At 68.9% G+C, this 18,319-nt stretch carries 13 protein-coding genes; 5 read left to right on the top strand and 8 right to left on the bottom strand.

The window, feature by feature from the left end; genetic code table 11:
* Positions 1-2: 2 nt before the first annotated feature.
* A complete protein-coding gene (locus ACGFZW_RS14175) occupies positions 3-1,178 on the bottom strand; it encodes a citrate synthase/methylcitrate synthase (RefSeq protein ID WP_393893366.1) in 1,176 nt (391 codons plus the stop codon).
* A 112-nt stretch (positions 1,179-1,290) separates the two neighbouring features.
* On the opposite strand from ACGFZW_RS14175, the gene ACGFZW_RS14170 reads away from it, so the two are divergent.
* The 4 genes from ACGFZW_RS14170 (at position 1,291) to ACGFZW_RS14155 (ending at position 6,811) form a co-directional block, all read left to right on the top strand.
* Complete coding sequence (locus ACGFZW_RS14170) at positions 1,291-2,538, top strand: citrate/2-methylcitrate synthase (protein ID WP_393893365.1); 1,248 nt, start codon at positions 1,291-1,293, stop codon at positions 2,536-2,538.
* 96 nt (positions 2,539-2,634) lie between these two features.
* The gene (locus tag ACGFZW_RS14165; protein WP_393893364.1) at positions 2,635-3,645 is read left to right on the top strand and encodes a sucrase ferredoxin; all 1,011 of its coding nucleotides are present in this window, start codon (positions 2,635-2,637) and stop codon (positions 3,643-3,645) included.
* A gap of 830 nt (positions 3,646-4,475) precedes the next feature.
* Positions 4,476-6,140, top strand: a complete 1,665-nt coding sequence (locus tag ACGFZW_RS14160; protein WP_393893674.1) for an ATP-binding protein — start codon at positions 4,476-4,478, stop codon at positions 6,138-6,140.
* Complete coding sequence (locus ACGFZW_RS14155) at positions 6,137-6,811, top strand: response regulator (protein ID WP_393893363.1); 675 nt, start codon at positions 6,137-6,139, stop codon at positions 6,809-6,811. The genes ACGFZW_RS14160 and ACGFZW_RS14155 overlap by 4 nt, the downstream gene beginning before the upstream one ends.
* A 72-nt stretch (positions 6,812-6,883) precedes the next feature.
* On the opposite strand, the gene ACGFZW_RS14150 is transcribed toward ACGFZW_RS14155, so the two are convergent.
* The 3 genes from ACGFZW_RS14150 to ACGFZW_RS14140 form a co-directional block, all read right to left on the bottom strand.
* Positions 6,884-8,488 carry a cation acetate symporter gene (locus ACGFZW_RS14150; RefSeq protein WP_393893362.1) on the bottom strand — a complete coding sequence of 535 codons (1,605 nt, stop codon included), beginning with the start codon at positions 8,486-8,488 and terminating at the stop codon, positions 6,884-6,886.
* Complete coding sequence (locus tag ACGFZW_RS14145; protein ID WP_393893361.1) at positions 8,485-8,979, bottom strand: DUF485 domain-containing protein; 495 nt, start codon at positions 8,977-8,979, stop codon at positions 8,485-8,487. Before ACGFZW_RS14145 ends, ACGFZW_RS14150 begins: the two co-directional genes overlap by 4 nt.
* Positions 8,980-9,298: 319 nt before the next feature.
* On the bottom strand, positions 9,299-11,419 hold the full coding sequence (locus ACGFZW_RS14140) for a type IIA DNA topoisomerase subunit B (protein WP_393893360.1): 2,121 nt from the start codon (positions 11,417-11,419) through the stop codon (positions 9,299-9,301).
* A 445-nt stretch (positions 11,420-11,864) separates the two neighbouring features.
* On the opposite strand from ACGFZW_RS14140, the gene ACGFZW_RS14135 reads away from it, so the two are divergent.
* Complete coding sequence (locus ACGFZW_RS14135; RefSeq protein ID WP_393893359.1) at positions 11,865-12,095, top strand: hypothetical protein; 231 nt, start codon at positions 11,865-11,867, stop codon at positions 12,093-12,095.
* Positions 12,096-12,216: 121 nt separating this feature from the next.
* On the opposite strand, the gene ACGFZW_RS14130 is transcribed toward ACGFZW_RS14135, so the two are convergent.
* The 4 genes from ACGFZW_RS14130 to ACGFZW_RS14115 form a co-directional block, all read right to left on the bottom strand.
* Positions 12,217-13,026, bottom strand: a complete 810-nt coding sequence (locus ACGFZW_RS14130) for a S1 family peptidase (protein ID WP_393893358.1) — start codon at positions 13,024-13,026, stop codon at positions 12,217-12,219.
* A gap of 137 nt (positions 13,027-13,163) precedes the next feature.
* Entirely contained in the window at positions 13,164-14,720 is a 1,557-nt protein-coding gene (locus tag ACGFZW_RS14125) for an RNA polymerase sigma factor (RefSeq protein WP_393893673.1), read from the bottom strand.
* A gap of 395 nt (positions 14,721-15,115) precedes the next feature.
* The gene (locus ACGFZW_RS14120) at positions 15,116-16,111 is read right to left on the bottom strand and encodes a FadR/GntR family transcriptional regulator (RefSeq protein WP_393893357.1); all 996 of its coding nucleotides are present in this window, start codon (positions 16,109-16,111) and stop codon (positions 15,116-15,118) included.
* A 120-nt stretch (positions 16,112-16,231) separates the two neighbouring features.
* Complete coding sequence (locus ACGFZW_RS14115) at positions 16,232-18,184, bottom strand: ATP-binding cassette domain-containing protein (RefSeq protein ID WP_393893356.1); 1,953 nt, start codon at positions 18,182-18,184, stop codon at positions 16,232-16,234.
* Positions 18,185-18,319: the final 135 nt, after the last annotated feature.

Here is an 18,319-nt window from a genome sequence, read left to right as displayed (position 1 = left end):
CGTCAGCCCGTCGCGACACCCACCGCCGGCACCGGCTGCGGCGGGGGCGGACCGACGTACCGCGCCGCCGGACGAATGATCTTCGAGTCCTGTGCCTGCTCCAGGATGTTGGCACTCCAGCCGACCACACGGGCCGCACAGAAGGTGGGAGTGAACATCTCACGCGGCAGACCGCACAGCTCCATGACGACGCCCGCGTAGAACTCCACATTGGTGTGCAGCTCGCGCCCGGGCTTGAGTTCGGCCAGCAGCGCCTCGACCCGCGCCTCCACCTGGACCGCGAACTCCACCAGCGGGCCTCCGAACTCCTCCGCGATACCGCGGAGCATCCGTGAGCGCGGGTCCTCGGTGCGGTAGACGGGGTGGCCGAACCCCATGATGCGCTCGCCCCTCAACACCCGGTCGCGGATCCACGTGTCGATGCGGTCCGGCGTACCGATGGCGTCCAGGGTGTCCAGAGCCCGGCTCGGGGCGCCGCCGTGCAGCGGACCGGAGAGAGCGCCGACGGCGCCGCCGAGGCAGGCGGCGAGGTCGGCCCCGGTGGAGGCGATCACTCGGGCGGTGAACGTCGAGGCGTTGAAGCCGTGGTCGATGGTGGAGATCAGGTACGCCTCGACCGCCCGTACACGCTCGGGGTCGGGCTCCTGGCCGGTGAGCATGTAGAGGTAGTTGGCGGCATGACTCAGATCCGCGCGGGGCTCGACGGGCTGCTCCCCCTGCCCGAGCCGGTGGAGGGCGGTGAGGAGCGTCGGGACGGCGGCACAGGCGGCGAGCGCGTCCGCACGGCGGTGGTCGTCGTCGATGTCGTAGAGCGGGCGGAAGCCGGCCGAAGCACCGAGCAGGGAGAGCGAGGCGCGCAGCCCGGCGAGCGGACCGGACAGTGCTCCCGCCTTGGCGATCCCGGGGAGCGCATCGCGGAGGGCCGCGGGCAGCACGCGCAAGGCCGCGGTCTCGGCCTTGAAGGCAGCAAGCTGTGCCGCGTTCGGCAGGGCCCCGTGAAACATCAGGTACCAGACGTCTTCAAAAGTGCGGGCCGTGGCCAGCTCCACCGCCGAGTACTGGCGGTAATGGTAGAAGCCCTCACGACCCCGGACATCACCCAGTTCGGTCTCGGTAACGATGACGCCCGCGAGCCCGCGGGGCGCATCGATGGGGGCGTTCGCCTCAGTGATCGACATGGCAGCTCTCCTTGCTCATCCTCCTGCAACATTGATTCGACTGTCCATGTTTGGCTAAACTCTTGTCAATGTTGATTCCATCAATATGGACACTGATGGATACGGTGGTGACATGGCGGATCAAGACACGGTCGGCGACACATCCGGCTCGCGGCTGAGCACTCGGGAGGCAGCCGACCGGCTCGGGGTGAAGCCCGAGACGGTGTACGCGTACGTCAGCCGCGGCCAGCTGACGAGTCGACGAGAACCGGGGGGCCGCGGCAGCACATTCGACGCCAAGGAGGTCGATGCGCTGTCACGACGCGGCAGCCGACGCGAACCGTCCGGGTCCGGCGGCGAGCTGACCGTCCGCACAGGCATCACGCTCATCGAACGTGACCACTGCTACTTCCGCGGCGTCGACACCTCAGAGCTCGCCGCCCACTACGACTACGAGGAAGTCGCCGAGTGGCTGTGGACGGGCGAAATGCGACGCGGCATTCGCTTCACCGCGCCCGCAGAGGCTCTGGCAGCGGCTCGCCGCGCCGTACAGGCATTGCCGGAACACAGCGGTCCGATGGACCGCCTGAGAGTCGCCGTGATCGCCGCAGCGGCCGCCGACCCGCTGCGTTTCGACCTTTCGGAGGACACCGTCCTCGACACCGCCCGGAGCCTCGTCCCGACCTTGGTCGACGCCCTGCCGTCACGAACCAACGCCGAGCCCGACGATGGATCACTCGCTCCCCGGCTGTGGTCCCGCCTCACCACCGCGCGGGCCGACACGGCTGCGCTTCGCGTTCTGGATGCAGCACTCGTACTGCTCATCGACCACGACCTCGCCGCCTCGACCCTTGCGGCCCGGGTAGCCGCGTCGGCGCGTGCCCACCCCTACGCGATCGTCTCCGCCGGCTTCGGAGCGCTGGACGGAGCGCTGCACGGCGCGGCGAGCGGTCTCGCCCACCGGATGCTGCACGAGGTGCTGGAACGGGGCAGCGCAGCTGCGGTCGTCGCTGATCACCTGCGGGCGGGGCGTCGAGTACCCGGCCTTGGACACCGCCTCTATCCGGGGGAAGACCCTCGGGCGGCTGCGCTCTTCGCACTGCTGGAGAACGTGCCGGAGGCCCGTCCGACACTGGAGGCCGCTCGCCAAGTGATCGCCACTACCGCCCGGCACACGGAGCTGCATGCCAACGTCGACCTCGCGCTGGCAGTACTCACCGTGTCGGCGGAGATGCCTGCAGAGGCCGGCGAAACGGTTTTCGCCATCGCTCGTACGGCCGGCTGGATCGCCCACGCCTTGGAGGAGTACGGGGAGCGCCCCCTGCGGATGCGTCCCAGCGGGCAGTACCAGGGCCCCCGCCCACCCCAGCCGTTGCCGTGACGCAGACGACTGCCCTCAGCCCGGCACTCGACGCGTGGCTCCTCTGCGCGGACTCCCATCCGTCGACCTCGGACGCGACGAGTTAGGCTCACCTTTGTGAGCACATGCGCTACCGCTTCCCGTGAATCGGCTGAAACGTTGGCCGGAACCGCGGCTACCGCCCGAACCTGGCTCCTGATCGAGCAGACCGGGCCCTGGGGAGCCAAAGCGCTGACGGACAGCCACCTCGATCCTGACATCGGCCGGGCCCTGGAGACCGCGACAGACGGTACGGATGTACGCGTCGCCCTGATCCGTCGGCCCGGACGTCATGCCGACTGCTATGGGGCCCCTCGACGCCGACTGTTCCTCGCACACACCGCCCCCGGCCGCTCCTGGATCCGGACGACCACCGTCACCGACCCGAGAGCGGCTCTCGACCTGGACTTCGCCGGTTTGGGCGCAGGAGACCACCGGGGCCTGTGGGAGCCGTACACCGGCGAACCGCTGGTTCTCGTCTGCACGAACGGCAAGCGGGACCGCTGCTGCGCCCTCCTTGGCCGCCCTCTGGCCGCCGAGCTCTCCCGGAGCGGAACCGAGGTGTGGGAAGTCACCCACATCGGAGGCCACCGCTTCTCCCCCACCCTTTTCGTTCTCCCCTACGGCTACGCCTACGGCCGAGCCTCGGCACATCTCGTCAAGGATGCTGTGGAAGCGGCGCGCGACGGACGGATCACGATCGACCACTGCCGCGGCCGCTCGGCGTGGGACAGGCCGGCCCAGGCCGCCGACCTCGCCGTCCGCGAGCTGCTTCGCGAGGAGCGGGCGGACGCACTCGACGTCGTAGGGACCGACACGGTGCGGCCCGAATCGAGGCGGCCCCACAGCTCGGCGCCCGGTGGCGACCCGAACGCCGTCGGTCCCCCTACGTGGGCTGTCTGCGTCGCGCATTCCGACGGCAGTGCCTGGCGCGTCACGGTGGAGCAGCGGTCCGACGGTGCTCCGGCGCCCGCCAGCTGTGGTGCGCCGCTCGGCCCACCGGCTCGTATGACCGTCACGGCCATCACCCCGGTCTCGGGAGCCGGCGCTCCGGCGCTCCACGCTCCCGCTTACCTTTCTCTCGGCTGACGCCCGGGCGCCACCGTCCGACGCTCCCCCTCGGGACCGACAACGGCAGGCGTCCCTGCGAGGCGCGACTCCCGCCCCCAAGCCGCACGCGAATGCCATGCCGATTGCCACTCCCCACGTCACCGTGAGCCCCAGCCCGAGCATCGGCCCCACGGCCTGCAATACCCCAATCGGGCGGGCAGCGCCCCGCCTCGTCGCTCCTCGGCGCCTACACGCCTGGTCCCCCATCAACCACATAACCCCACCCCTCCGTCCGTCCCTCGTGCCCGATCGGCTCCTCCACGCGGACCCCGCTCGCCACCCGCCACAGTCAAACCGTCTGCCCTCGCACCGCAACAAAGCGCTTCGCCATGCCGCTCGGCCCCGCAGCCATCACCGGCCCACTCTGAGTAGGCTCGGCGACACGACCTCGGCATCACCCTTCGACGCTATGCGCGCAAGATCCGCCACCGAAAGCCCTGTGGATAACTCTCGGGGCCGCTCCACGCCCCACCGGCCATGCGAGCCAGTCGCCGCTCGGCCACGCTCCGAAGTCGCGGCCGAAGGAACTACCGACCCGGTAGCCAGCCCGCTTACTGTTCGTTCATATGGGCGAGACGCATGGACGAGCCACACGCCCGAGCGCTGAAGAGCTCTCGGGCCCTGCGCCGATTCCGCAGGACGTAGTCCGCCCCACTGCCCCGGCCGACGAGCGGAGCGCTGCCGAGGTACCTGGCCGTAGCCGCCATCCAGCAGACCCTTCACAGCACGAGACTCGACGCCGAAAGGCCTGGCTTCCCATGACCCGGCCCCGCCTGGGGTGGCCACGCCGAGTCTTCTCCCAAGTGCTGATGATGCAAATGGCCATCGCCACCGGGGTCACCGCTCTCGCAACGGGCTTGTTCCTCGCGCCCCTGAGTGCCGAACTCGACGATCAGGCGATGCGCCGCGCCCTCGCAATCGCTCAGACAACCGCGGCCCAGCCCCGTCTCGACGATGCCCTGGAGTCCTCTCGTCCGTCGCGCCATGGCCCCGTCCAGAACGAGGCAGAGCACATACGTGCCGCTACCGGCGCCGAGTACGTGGTGATCATGGACGAGCGCGGGGTCCGCTGGTCACACACCGACCCGGACGAGATCGGTCGTCATGTCTCCACCGACCCGAGTGCAGCGCTCTCTGGTCAAGAGGTCATGCAGATCGACAACGGCACTCTCGGCCGCTCTGCCAGGGGCAAGGTTCCCTTGCGCGACGAGGACGGCAAGGTCGTCGGCGCGGTGTCCGTCGGCATTGCCTACGAGAGCGTGCAGGAGCGGTTGCTCTCCACCGTTCCCGAGCTCCTCGCCTACGCGGGCGGCGCGCTCGCCGTAGGCGCTCTGGCTGCCTATCTCGTGTCCCGTCGACTTCAGCGCCGCACCCACGACCTGGCCTTCTCCGACATCTCGGCTCTGCTCACCGAGCGCGAGGCAATGCTGCACGGCATACGTGAGGGTTTCGTCGCGCTCGACAAGCACGGCCGGATCCGCCTGATGAACGACGAGGCGCAACGACTGCTCGACCTGCATGCGGACGACACCGGCCGCCCCCTGGACGAGGTCCTGCCCCCGAGCCGCACGACGGACGTACTGGCCGGCCGCGTGTCCGGCGCCGACCTCCTTGCCGTCAGCGGCCAACGTGTACTGGTGGCGAACCGCATGCCAACCGACGACGGCGGCGCCGTCATCACCTTGCGCGACCGCACCGAGCTGGAGCGGCTGGGACGCGAACTGGACGGCACTCGCGGCTTGATCGACGCCCTCCGCGCCCAGGACCACGAGCACGCCAACCGACTGCACACACTGCTCGGACTCCTCGAGCTCGGGCTTCATGAAGAGGCCGTGGAATTCGTAACCGAGGCGGTGGGTGTACACAGGGCCACGGCGGAACAGGTCACGGAGCGCATTCACGATCCGTTGTTGGCAGCCCTCTTGGTCGGTAAGGCCACCGTCGCCACCGAGCGCGGCGCCGCTCTGTGCATCTCCGCCGACTCCCATCTCCCTGACCGCTTGATCGACCCGACCAGCCTGGTCACTGTGCTCGGCAATCTCGTCGACAACGCCCTGGATGCGACGGCAGCCAGACGTGACGCGCAGGTCGAGGTTGAGGTCAGGGCCGATGGACAGACCGCGGTCATTCGTGTGAGCGACAACGGCCCCGGCGTGCCCGAAGCCCGTCGCGCCGAGATCTTCACCGAAGGCTGGACAACCAAGGAACCGCCGGCTCACGGTCAGCGCGGCATCGGACTCGCTCTCGTACGACGCCTCGCTGAGCGCTACGGAGGGAGCGCCGAGGTAGGTGAGCGCCCAGGTGGCGGCGCGGTGTTCACTGTCACTGTGCCCGACGCACTCTCCGACGACCTTTCCACGGCGCGGGATGCTCTCCGCCAAGAGTCGCTCGCGGGCTCCGGGGCGGGTGATGCGGGCACCGATGACACCTGGGGCACTCACCGCCCCGAAGAGGCCACGGGAGCAGACCGATGATCGACGTACTGGTCGTGGACGACGATGTACGGGTCGCGCAGATCAACGCGGCGTACGTGGCAAAGGTCGCCGGGTTCCGCGTCAGTTGCCTCGCCCATAGCGCTTCCCAGGCGCTTGCCGCCCTCGACACACACCACGTCGACCTGATCCTCCTGGACCACTACCTCCCCGATGAGACAGGTCTCCACCTAGTGGGCGAACTGCGTCGACGCGGACTGCTCACCGACGTGATCATGGTGACGGCGGCCCGCGACATCGCGACCGTTCAGGCAGCGATGCGGCACGGAGCCCTGCAGTACCTGGTCAAGCCTTTCACCTTCGCAGGCCTGCGCTCCAAGCTGGAGGGCTACGCCACCCTGCACCGCACGTTCGAAGGAGGTGGCCAGGCGGAGCAGTCCGAAGTCGACCGCATCTTCGGGGCACTCGGGGGCGTCAATGCCGCCCCCACCGAATTGCCCAAGGGGCACTCCACCGCCACAGCCGACCGGGTGCGCTCGGTGCTGCGCACCGCGGAGGCCCCGCTGTCCGCGCAGGACGTCGCGCTCCAAGCCGGACTGAGCCGGCAGACCGCACAGCGCTACCTCAAGCTCCTGGAGCGCACCGGTCGAGTCCGCCTCACGCTCAGATACGGCGAAACGGGTCGCCCCGAGCACCGTTACGAGTGGGCCTGAACGCCGGTTCACCTCAGCCTCCGTCTCGCCCCAGACACCCAACTGCCCAGGCCGAACGCGCCAGCCAGGTTCCTAAGCCGCCCCTGCCCCCGTGAGCGCTCGGACCTCGGTCTCCGCGTGCCGCGCTTCATCAGCGGCCAACGGGGAGAACACCGTGCCGAGCCATCCCATCAGGAAGCCCAGCGGAATCGACACCATTCCGGGGTTCTGCAGGGGAAAGAGCGCGAAGTCCAGGCCTGGGAAGAGCGACTCCGGGCCGCCCGAGACCACCGGCGAGAGGACGACGAGCGCAACCGCCGGGATGAGGCCGCCGTAGACCGCCCAGACAGCGCCGCGCGTCGTGAAGCCGCGCCAGAAGAGGGCGTACAGCAGAACCGGCAGGTTGGCGGAAGCGGCGACGGCGAAGGCGAGGCCCACGAGGAAGGCCACGTTCAAATCCTGCGCCAGCAGGGCGAGGCCGATGGCGATGGCACCGACGCCCACCGCCGCCACACGCGCCACTGCCACCTCACCGCGCTGCCGCTGCTGGGTCGTGCCGCCGGAGCGACGCATCGAGGCATACAGATCGTGCGCCACTGAGGCGGATGAGGCGAGCGTGATGCCGGCGACCACCGCCAGGATGGTGGCAAAGGCAACCGCGGCAACCACCGCGAACAGAACCGTTCCTCCAGTCGAACCGGCGCCGCCTCCGAGGTCCATGGCGAGCAGCGGCACCGCGGTGTTGCCTCCGGTGTTGGACGCACGGACGGCATCGCTGCCGAGGACCGCAGCGGCACCGAAGCCCAGCACGATGGTCATCAGGTAGAAGCCGCCGATCAGGCCGATGGCCCAGACGACGGAGCGGCGGGCGGCGCGTGCCGTTGGCACGGTGTAGAAGCGGGCCAGGATGTGCGGAAGCCCTGCCGTCCCCAGGACAAGGGCGATGCCGAGGCTGATGAAGTCCAGCCGCGAGATCCAGCTGCCGCCGTATTTGAGGCCCGGTGCGAGGAAGTCCCTTCCGTGGCCACTGCGTTCAGCTGCGGTGTTGAGCAGTGAGTTGATGTCGCCGTGAAAGCGGACCACTACCAGGACGGTCAGTGCGACGGCGCCGCCCAGGAGAAGGACCGCTTTGACGATCTGGATCCAGGTGGTGGCGCGCATGCCACCGAAGGCGACGTACACCACCATCAGGGCGCCGACACCGATCACCATCCAGGTGCGGGCATGCGCCCCCGCCCCGCCCAGAAGCAGCGCCACGAGACTGCCCGCACCGACCATCTGCGCCACCAGGTAAAGCACCGACACCGTGACCGATGCGGCTCCCACGGCGATGCGGACCGGTCGTTCCCTCATTCGGGCGGCGACGACATCCGCGAGGGTGAATCTGCCGCAGTTGCGGACCAGTTCGGCGACGAGGAAGAGCACGACAAGCCAGGCCACGAGGAAGCCGACGGAGTACAGCAGGCCGTCGTAGCCGAAGAGGGCGATCAGCCCGGAGATGCCGAGGAAGGAGGCGGCGGACATGTAGTCGCCCGCGATGGCGAAACCGTTCTCCATCGGGGAGAAAAGCCTGCCGCCCGTGTAGAACTCTTCGGCGGAGCCTTGCCTGCGGCGGCTCGCCCACGTGGTGATGGCGAGCGTGAGAGCGATGAACGCGCTGAACAGAGCCAGCGCCAGGGTCTGGTGGTCGCTGGTCAACGGACGTTCCCCCCGGTCATCTCCTGGGTCTCCCAGCGGATGTCGAGCGCCGCGCTGTCCCGGCGCAGCCTTGCATGCCGTGCGTACGCCCAGGTGAGCAGAAAGGTGGTGGCGAACTGCCCGAGCCCGGCGAACATCGCGACGTTGAGCGCGCCGACGATGCGGTGAGCCATGAGGCCGGGGGCAACCGTGGCCGCGATGACGTAGGCGAGGTACCACGTGAGGAAGAGGGCCGTGGCGGGTACGACGAATCCTCGGTAGCGGCGTCGCACTTGCTGGAATGCGGCGCTTCGCTGGACCGTCAGATACACCTCGTCGTGCGCTGCGGAGCGCGATGCCGGCACCGGGGAGGCCGCCTTGCCACGTTCCTCGTCCCTCTCGTCGGCCGCATCGTCCGACTCTCCCCACCCGGAAGCAAGGCTGTCGTACCAAGGGTCGTCCAGCCGCACGGCTCCTGGCTCCCCGGCCACATGGCCGTCCTGCTTGTCCACGGAACACTCCTTGTTGCACGGGCCTGTTGACGATGCGCCCCAAGGATGGACAGAAAGGAAGATCCCGGACTCTTCATTCCGAATGCTTCACCCCATCAGGTGATGGACGATCCGGGCGGCTGCGAGAGGCTGTGACGGCACGCGCGACGGGTCACCGGGGGCGGCCCCTACCCGGAACCGGGGCAAGGGTCGATCACGAGGTCCGCTGCAACCAATGCGACACATGTGCAGGAACGGATGTGGATCGGCGAACGGGTACGAGCGACGGGCGCCCCTCCACCCTTGGGTGAACAGGCGCCCGTGCGGAACCGCGGTCGACTCAGGTGTCGATGCGCGAACGGTCGAGAGTGGAGGCGGAGTTGGTGATGAACTCCTTACGGGGGGCCACCTCGTTGCCCATGAGGAGGTCGAAGGCCTTCTCCGCCGCTTCGAGATCGCTGATGTTGATACGGCGCAGGGTGCGGTGGCGCGGGTCCATGGTGGTTTCGGCGAGCTGGTCGGCGTCCATCTCACCCAGGCCCTTGTAGCGCTGGATGCTGTCCTTGTAGCGGACGTTCTTGCGCTGCAGCTCCAGCAGCGTCTGGCGCAGCTCGTTGTCGGAGTAGGTGTAGATGTACTTTTCCTGACCCTTTTTGGGGTTGGTCAGCTCCACGCGGTGCAGTGGCGGAACAGCGGAGAAGACCCGGCCCTGTTCGACCATGGGCCGCATGTAGCGCTGGAAGAGGGTCAACAGCAGGCAGCGGATGTGGGCTCCGTCGACGTCCGCGTCCGCGAGGAAGATGACCTTGCCGTAGCGGGCGGCGTCGATGTCGAAGGTCCGGCCGGACCCGGCTCCTATGACCTGGATGATCGAACCGCATTCGGCGTTCTTGAGCATGTCCGAAATCGATGACTTCTGGACGTTCAGGATCTTGCCTCGGATGGGCAGCAGCGCCTGGAATTCCGAGTTGCGCGCCAGCTTCGCGGTACCCAGCGCCGAGTCGCCCTCGACGATGAAGAGTTCACTGCGGTCGACGTTGTCGCTGCGGCAGTCGGCGAGCTTGGCCGGCAGCGAGGAGGACTCCAGCGCCGTCTTCCGGCGCTGCGCCTCCTTGTGCTGGCGGGCGGCGATGCGGGTGCGGGCCGCGGCCACGACCTTCTCCAGAACGGAGCGGGCCTGCTGCTTGGCATCCCGCTTCGTGGAGGTCAGATGCGCCTTGAGCTCCTTGCTCACCACCTGGGCGACGATGCGGGAGGCGGCGGACGTGCCGAGCACCTCCTTGGTCTGGCCCTCGAACTGCGGCTCGGCCAGCCGTACGGTCACGACGGCGGTGAGACCCTCCATCGCATCGTCCTTGACGACGTCGTCCTCGGCGACGCGCAGCAGCTTGCTCGACCGGAGCACCTCGTTGACCGTCTTGGTGATGGAGCGCTCGAAGCCGGAGACGTGCGTGCCGCCCTTGGGCGTCGCGATGATGTTGACGAAGGACTTGACCGTCGAGTCGTAGCCGGTGCCCCAGCGCAGCGCGATGTCGACGCCGAGTTCCCGGGTGACTTCGGTGGGTGTCATATGGCCGCGGTCGTCCAGGACGGGCACGGTCTCCTTGAAGGTTCCCTGGCCGGTCAGTCGCAGAACCTCACAGATGCTCTTGTCCTGCGCGAGGTACTCGCAGAATTCGCTGATGCCGCCGTCGTAGCGGAAGACCTCCTCCGACTTGCCGGCGCCGTCGATGCCGCGCTCGTCGCGGACCACGATGGTCAGGCCGGGCACGAGAAACGCGGTCTGGCGTGCGCGGGAGTAGAGCGTCTCCAGGGAGAGCTTGGCGTCCTTGAGGAAGATCTGCCGGTCAGCCCAGTACCGGACGCGGGTGCCGGTCTTCGCCTTGGCGACCCGCTTGCCCTTGAGCAGGCCGTTTCCGGGGTCGAAGGGGGCGTCCGGGCCCGATTCGGTGAAGATGCCGGGGACGCCGCGGCGGAAGCTGATGGCGTGGGTCTTGCTGTTGCGGTCCACCTCGACGTCGAGTCGCGCGGAGAGCGCGTTGACGACCGAGGCGCCGACGCCGTGCAGGCCGCCGGAGGCGGCGTAGGAGCCGCCACCGAACTTTCCGCCAGCGTGCAGCTTGGTCATCACGACCTCGACGCCGCTGAGTCCCGTCTTGGGCTCGACGTCGACGGGAATGCCGCGGCCGTTGTCGCGGACCTCCACCGACGCGTCGTCGTGGAGGATCACCTCGATGTGGTCGCAATAGCCGCCCAGCGCCTCGTCGACCGAGTTGTCGATGATTTCCCACAGGCAGTGCATCAGGCCGCGACTGTCCGTCGAGCCGATGTACATGCCAGGGCGCTTGCGGACGGCTTCCAAGCCCTCGAGGACGAGCAGATGCCGCGCGGTGTAATTGGATCCGTCCCGGTCTGCCCCGGTCAGCACTGCGGTGGACGGCACGGACATCTCGGCGGTCACGCGGTTCGCTCCTCGCTGAATTTCTGGCAGTCCGCATTCCGCGGACTCTGTTGTGGCGGTGGTCGCCGGTCAGAGGGTACCGAGGCCTGGTAGAGCCGATGTGACGCCACCCATGAGGTTGGCCATGGTAGTAGAATTTCGCTCGTGCGTTCGATCCCTCGAAGGGGTGACGTCGGGATGACGTGCACATCACGTTCCCTTCCAGGCATGAACCATTTAGGCTCCGGGCACGTCCTCATCAACAACCCGGCAAGCCAGCCGGGCGGACGGACCCCCCAACCCATGTGAATCAGACCACCAAGCAATACGGCTCATTCGCCGCCACCCGGCAGCACCCGGCCTCTCGAAGAACTTTTTTCGAGGAAAAGGCACGAGCGGGAACGTTTTCGGCCTGGTTGGATGTTGACCCTGGTACGACAGCTCGTCGAGCTAGAGAAGAGGCGACGTGACTACTGTTCTGACACCCGCGAGCCCGCTGACGGCCGCTGACCGCTGCGACCGCTGCGGCGCCCAGGCATACCTGCGCGTCGTCCTGATGTCCGGCGGAGAACTGCTCTTCTGCGCCCACCACGGTCGCAAGTTCGAGCCAGAACTCAAGAAGATCGCCGCGGAAATACAGGACGAGACGGAGCGGCTGACCGCCCCTCCGGCGTCTGCGACCGACGAGGACCGCTGACACATCGCATCCACGACGAGCGAGTAGCGGCCTAGGGCCGTGCTGCGGGCGGCCTCCCCGGACACCACCGGGGAGACCGCCCGCACTCGCATGTCCAGGAACGCCTGGCCCCTCCGCTCCCTCAGCCGGCTCCGTGAGCCGATACCGCCGGGAGCATCGACGAGGCACGCGTGTAGACCCCCGGATTGCCGGCCTGACCGCATCCGGTCCCCCACGACACCACCCCTACCAGCCGCCCCTGCGCCACCAGAGGCCCCCCGCTGTCCCCCTGACAGGCGTCCCGACCTCCGCTGGGCTCCCCGGCGCAGAGCATGGACGCGGCCTTGTACGTGCCGTCTGCGCTGCCTGGATAGGCCCGCGCGCAGACCGAGTCCTGCAGCACATTGACGCGTGCCGCCCGCAGCCGTGACGCATAGCTGCCCTCCCCCGTGGTGTCCCCCCAGCCGTAGACCTCGGCGACGCCGCCCGGCCGGTAAGCGGCGTCGTCCTGGCCGGCTATTGCAATCGGCCGGTTGCTGACCGCCCTCTCCAGGGTAAGGACGGCCATGTCGCCCTCGTTCGTCCAGCTGTTGTAGCCCGGGTTCACCCAGACCTTCGCGGGCTTGATCTCCTGGCCGCCGCCGCGTGCGAGGTCGTCCCGTCCGATCACGATCCGCAGGTCTCGGACCTGTCGCCAGGGCACGCCCAGCACCTCCTTGCTCAGGCAGTGCGCGGCCGTGACCACCGTCGAGCGCCCTACGAGCACGCCCCCGCAGAACTGACCTGAGCGCTCCGTCCCGAACCGGTCGTGAGACGAGAGAGCCACCGCCCATGGGCTCTGCGAGATCGGTACGGGCTTGCCGCCCACCACCGATCCGTCCGCGGCTGCCGAGGTCGGTGTGGCGAGGATCAGCGTGAGAGCTCCGAGGAGGGCGTGGGCGGACGGGCGCATACGGACTCCTGACTCTGGGACAGTGGTCGCCCACCCAGCGTGACCCAAACGGCCGCGCCCCGCACCCCGGACGGCCGCGAGCCCGGCCCCTCCACCAAGGAGGGACCGGGCTCGCGGCGTCGTCCGTGCCGGTTCGGCTAGTCGAGGTAGTCGCGCAGAACCTGCGACCGCGACGGGTGACGCAGCTTCGACATCGTCTTGGACTCGATCTGACGGATCCGCTCACGCGTGACGCCGTAGACCTTGCCGATCTCGTCCAGCGTCTTGGGCTGGCCGTCGGTGAGGCCGAAGCGCATGGAAACCACGCCGGCCTCACGCTCGGAGAGGGTGTCCAGCACCGAGTGCAGCTGCTCCTGCAGAAGCGTGAAGCTGACCGCGTCGGCCGGGACGACCGCCTCGGAGTCCTCGATGAGGTCACCGAACTCGCTGTCGCCGTCCTCGCCGAGCGGGGTGTGCAGCGAAATCGGCTCGCGACCGTACTTCTGGACCTCGATGACCTTCTCAGGGGTCATGTCGAGTTCCTTGGCCAGCTCCTCCGGGGTGGGCTCACGGCCCAGGTCCTGGAGCATCTGGCGCTGGACGCGCGCGAGCTTGTTGATGACCTCGACCATGTGGACGGGGATACGGATGGTGCGGGCCTGGTCGGCCATGGCGCGGGTGATGGCCTGGCGGATCCACCACGTCGCGTAGGTCGAGAACTTGTAGCCCTTGGTGTAGTCGAACTTCTCGACCGCGCGGATCAGACCGAGGTTGCCCTCCTGGATCAGGTCCAGGAAGAGCATGCCGCGGCCGGTGTACCGCTTGGCCAGGGAGACGACCAGTCGGAGGTTGGCCTCCAGGAGGTGGTTCTTGGCCCGGCGGCCGTCCTGGGCGATGATCTCCAGCTCACGCTTGAGCTTGGGGGCGATCTTCTCCTCGGTGGCCAGCTTGTCCTCGGCGAACAGGCCTGCCTCGATGCGCTTGGCGAGCTCGACCTCCTGCTCGGCGTTGAGGAGCGGGACCTTGCCGATCTGCTTGAGGTAGTCCTTGACCGGGTCGGCGGTGGCGCCGGCCGCTGCGACCTGCTGCGCGGGGGCGTCGTCCTCGTCGTCGTCGGACAGGACGAAGCCGGCGTTCTCGGTACCCTCGGCGGCCTCGGGGGCCTCGCCCTTGCCGGGCGCGGGGGTCTCCTCGGTCGCCTCGTCGTCGAGCAGCTCGTCGACGTCCTTCTTGGACGCGGTCTTCTTCGCCGTGGCCTTCTTGGCCGTGGTCTTCTTCGCGACCGCCTTCTTCGCGGTCGCCTTCTTCGCCGCTGCCTTCTTCGCAGGCGCGGACTCGGACTCACCCACCGGCTCGTCCCCCACAGGGGCGGCGGCCGCGGCGGTGGCCTTCTTCACCGTGGCGGCCTTGGCCGCGACGGTCTTGGTGGCGGTGCGTTTTGCCGGACTCTTCGCTGCGACGCTCTTGCGGGTGCGCTTGGGCGCCTCTGCGGCACTGACCATCAGCGTCACACCCTCCTCGTCGAGGATCTGGTTGAGGCTGCGCAGAACGTTCTTCCACTGGGTTGGCGGAATCTGGTCAGCCTCGAAGGCCCGACGCACGTCATCGCCGGCGATCTGCCCATCTGCCTTTCCCCGCTCGATGAGCGCCATCACAGACTCGGACTCGGCGATCTCCGGCGGGAGCGTACGGGATGTGCTGGCCGACACGAACAACCTCTCGGAACGATGGAAACGGCTTCCGACCCCGTCCATACTGCGGATCGGAGCCGACGACCGCCGGTGGGGATGGACCGACGGCGCGGGGGTAACCGGGGAGTTGAACAGCGTCACGAACGCCGTCCGCATTCCCTCCTCGGCTATCACCTCTTTAGTCATCGCGCTTCCTTGAAGAGCGTTACGCCCAATCTGCGTGGCCCGAGTCACACCTCATAACGACCCCTTCCCGGTCATATGACATGCAACCCTCCCAAGACCCCATTGCCGGATCCGGCGACGCCCCGGATCCGGCAATCCTGCGTCCTCGACATGCACGGCACCTCGCCGCAGAGGCCCGCGGGGCACCGCGATCACGCGGCGTCCACGCTCCGTACACGCTCGGGTACGGACCTTCAGTGCTCGCGCGGCGCGGGGACGACGTGGTCCACGGGCGCTCCGGAGCCCTGGCCGCCGGGCTCGCCGTGGGCGGCGAGCAGCTGGCGCATCGCGGACTCGGCGGCCGTGGCGTCGCCGGAACCGATGGCGTCGACGATCCGCATGTGCTGGCCGACGGACGTCTCGATGGGGCGCTCGCAGCCACCGGCCGGGCCTCCGGAGACGTGGAGGGCGGAGGAGACGATGCCGGAGAGGTGTTCGAGCATGCGGTTGCCTGCGAGCTGCAGCAGCAGGGAGTGGAACTCCGCGTCGGCGCGGGTGAACGTCATGGTGTCGCCCTGGGCGGCGGAGTGGCCCATGATCTCGACCATGTCGGTGAGCCGCTGCTGGACGTCCTCCCGACCGTGGCCGGCGGCGAGGCGGGCGGCGAGCGGTTCGATCGTCCAGCGCAGCTCGCACAGCTCACGGCGCTGGTCGTCGCGCTGGGGTCCGTACGCCCGCCACTCGATGATGTCGGGGTCGAGGAGATTCCAGTCGCTGACCGGCCGGACGCGGGTGCCGACGTTCGGGCGTGCGCTGACGAGGCCCTTGGCCTCGAGGACGCGCAGCGATTCACGGACGACGGTGCGGGAGACCTCGAAGCGCTGGCCGATCTCCTCGGGGACGAGCGGACGGTCGGCGCCGAGATCGCCGGAGACGATCATCTGCCCCAGCTGCTGGACGAGTTGGCCGTGCAGGCCGCGGCCGCGGCTGCCCGCCGCGCGGCGACCGGTCCGGCCGATGTCGGCTTCGGGGCTGTCCCAGACCTGCGAGACGCGCTCGGCTCGATCCGCGCCGGCGGCGTTGGCAGCGGCGTTGGCGCCGCTGGCGTAGGGGTAGCGGTCAAGCTCGCCCGGGCCTGCGAGGCCGGTGTCGCCGGGGCGAGCCGCGGTCATCATGGTGTGCGCAAGGGTACTCACGCATCTTTTGTCGGCGACACCCTGAAGACCCTTGAGGTCTTTGGTGAAAAGCACACGAAAGGGTGATCGCCCGTCATCTCGTAATTGACGCTTTATCGTAAAGAAATGCCCTCTCTGTGGTGAATTGCGGGCAGCGAGTGTCGCAACAGCGTCGCGAAACGGGCACGCGCACGCTCAATGCGTTCGACTGCGCCGCATCGTGAACGCATATGCGCAGATGAGAGCGGTCAGCGACAACGCCATTGCGCTGCCGACGGGTTGGGTCGCGAGTCGGAGCAGAACCGATACTCCGTGATCGATTCCGGAAGGCCACTGAACGGGAGCCGACACCCGCATGCGGCCGGGCAGTCCGGCGAGGGAGCGAGCCGCGGGCTCGGCCACCACGCGCTGCACCAAAGGCACGACCAGGACGGGGACAGCGAGGACCGCCGCCAACCCCATGGAGGTGGACCGGAAGACGCAAGCTGCCAGCACGCCCGCCCAGGCGCAGCCGACCAGCAGGCCGATCCACCCTGCCGCCAGCACCGGCCACTCGGCGACGCTGTTGACGGAATCGGGACCGAACACGAAGCGGGCCGACACCTCGTCGGCGGCGAGCACGCTCAACCCCAGCGCCAGCGCGCAGCCGCCACTGACCAGGAGTTTGGCGACGAGCAGCCCCAGACGCCGGGGCACGGTGCCGACCTCCGGCGCCAGCGCCGGGTACCGGAACTCCTGGCCGAAGGCGAGCGCTCCGAGCAGTCCGGCCCCTAGCGCGGCCGGGGGGAACGGCAGTTGACGGGGCCAGCCTGTGAGCACTCGGGACATCGGTGCGTCCCCGTGGCGGGCCAGCAGCAGGGCAAGTACGAGCGACACGAGCAGGGAGACGACGGCCGCTGCGAGGCCGGTGCGGTCTGTCGCCGTGCGACGCAATTCGTAGCGCAGTGGCCAGGTCGGCCCCGGAGCGGGCAGACAAGGGATCGCGAGACGCTCGACGAACGGCGTCGATGTCCGTGTCGGAAGCGCTACGGATGCCATGGGGTCGACGAGCGGGACGGTGAGGGTCCCCGAGGGCGTATCAGCGCCGGCGCCGGTAGGCGTGCTGGAGACCGCCCCTGGGGGCGCCAGCGACGTTTCGGCCGGCGTGTCCGGGGCCGGCTCCGGGGTGGTGGGGCTGATGCCGGGCGCCGGCGGAAGCTCGTCCACGGGACCCGGGCGGCGGCCGTCGGCGCGGTGAAGGGGAGTGACAGGGGCGGTGTCGCCGACCTCGTCGGCGAGCTGGTGCACCAGGATCCCGTGCCGGAAAGCGGTCTCCCCCACTGCGGCGCAGCTGCTGCCGTAGACGGCGATGCGGCTGCCGCTCTCCCGTACGACCTCGATGGTGCGGCCGACGGCGGGATCCGTGGCGGGGTGGACGCGTTGGGACTCGTCGACGAGGAGGGAGGCGAGGCGATCGGCGTGCGGGGATCGGACGACGACCCGGGGGCGCAGACGGGTGCTCGCGAATTCCGCGGCGTCCTGGTCGGCGACGAGCCGGCCGTCCTCGATGGTGACGACGCGGTCGGCGATCCGGGCGGCTTCCTTGGCGCTGCGGGAGGTGACGAGCACGGCGCCGCCCTGGGCGGCGTAGCCGCGCAGGAGGCCGTGCAGCCAGGCGCGCTCGCGTGGTGAGACTCCCTCGGCGGGTTCGTCGAGGAGGAGCGTGTGCGGGTCGCCGATGAGTGCGGCGGCCAGCGCCAGTCGACGGTCCGTGCCGCGGGAGAGCTCCCCCAGGCGCTGGTCGGCGAGGCCGCTGAGGCCGACGAGGTCGAGCACGTCGTCGGCGCGGTCGGCGGGGACCCCGGCGGCAGCACTGAGCATCCGCAGATGCCCGCGGGCGGTGCGGGAGGGGTGTCCGGGGACGTCGCCGAGGACGACGCCGAGTTCGCGGGCGGGGTTGGGGACGCGGTGCAGCGGGCGGCCACGGAACAGTGCGACGCCTCTGCCGTATTCGAGCTGCAGCATCAGGCGCAGGGCGGTGGTCTTGCCGGCGGCCGCGGCGCCGTGGAGCACGGTGACCCGGCCCGGGCGCGCTTCGAAGGTGAGGTCGTCCACGGCGGGCGGCAGTTCGCCACGGGGTTCGCCGGTCAGCCCGATGGCCTGGATCATCGCGTTCCTCGCGGTGCGTGAGACCGTTCGGAAGCAGCGGGGGGTACGAGTGGGCTCACCGACCCAAAGTAACGCATATGTCTTAATTGCCCGTATTTTCGGGCTTTTGATGGGCTTTCGTGTCCCGTCAGGGCA

This window comes from Streptomyces sp. NPDC048248, from assembly GCF_043201875.1.
In the GTDB taxonomy this organism is placed as follows: Bacteria; Actinomycetota; Actinomycetes; order Streptomycetales; family Streptomycetaceae; genus Streptomyces.
Note: the sequence above shows the minus strand (reverse complement) of the source record. Positions and strands in the feature narration are given on the sequence as shown.

Excerpts from the sequence above, each read along its gene's own strand:
- ACGFZW_RS14175 (WP_393893366.1), bottom strand. The coding sequence starts at position 1,178 with ATGTCGATCACTGAGGCGAACGCCCCCATCGATGCGCCCCGCGGGCTC.
- ACGFZW_RS14155 (WP_393893363.1), top strand. The coding sequence starts at position 6,137 with ATGATCGACGTACTGGTCGTGGACGACGATGTACGGGTCGCGCAGATC.
- ACGFZW_RS14170 (WP_393893365.1), top strand. The coding sequence starts at position 1,291 with ATGGCGGATCAAGACACGGTCGGCGACACATCCGGCTCGCGGCTGAGC.
- ACGFZW_RS14130 (WP_393893358.1), bottom strand. The coding sequence starts at position 13,026 with ATGCGCCCGTCCGCCCACGCCCTCCTCGGAGCTCTCACGCTGATCCTC.
- ACGFZW_RS14160 (WP_393893674.1), top strand. The coding sequence starts at position 4,476 with ATGATGCAAATGGCCATCGCCACCGGGGTCACCGCTCTCGCAACGGGC.
- ACGFZW_RS14115 (WP_393893356.1), bottom strand. The coding sequence starts at position 18,184 with ATGATCCAGGCCATCGGGCTGACCGGCGAACCCCGTGGCGAACTGCCG.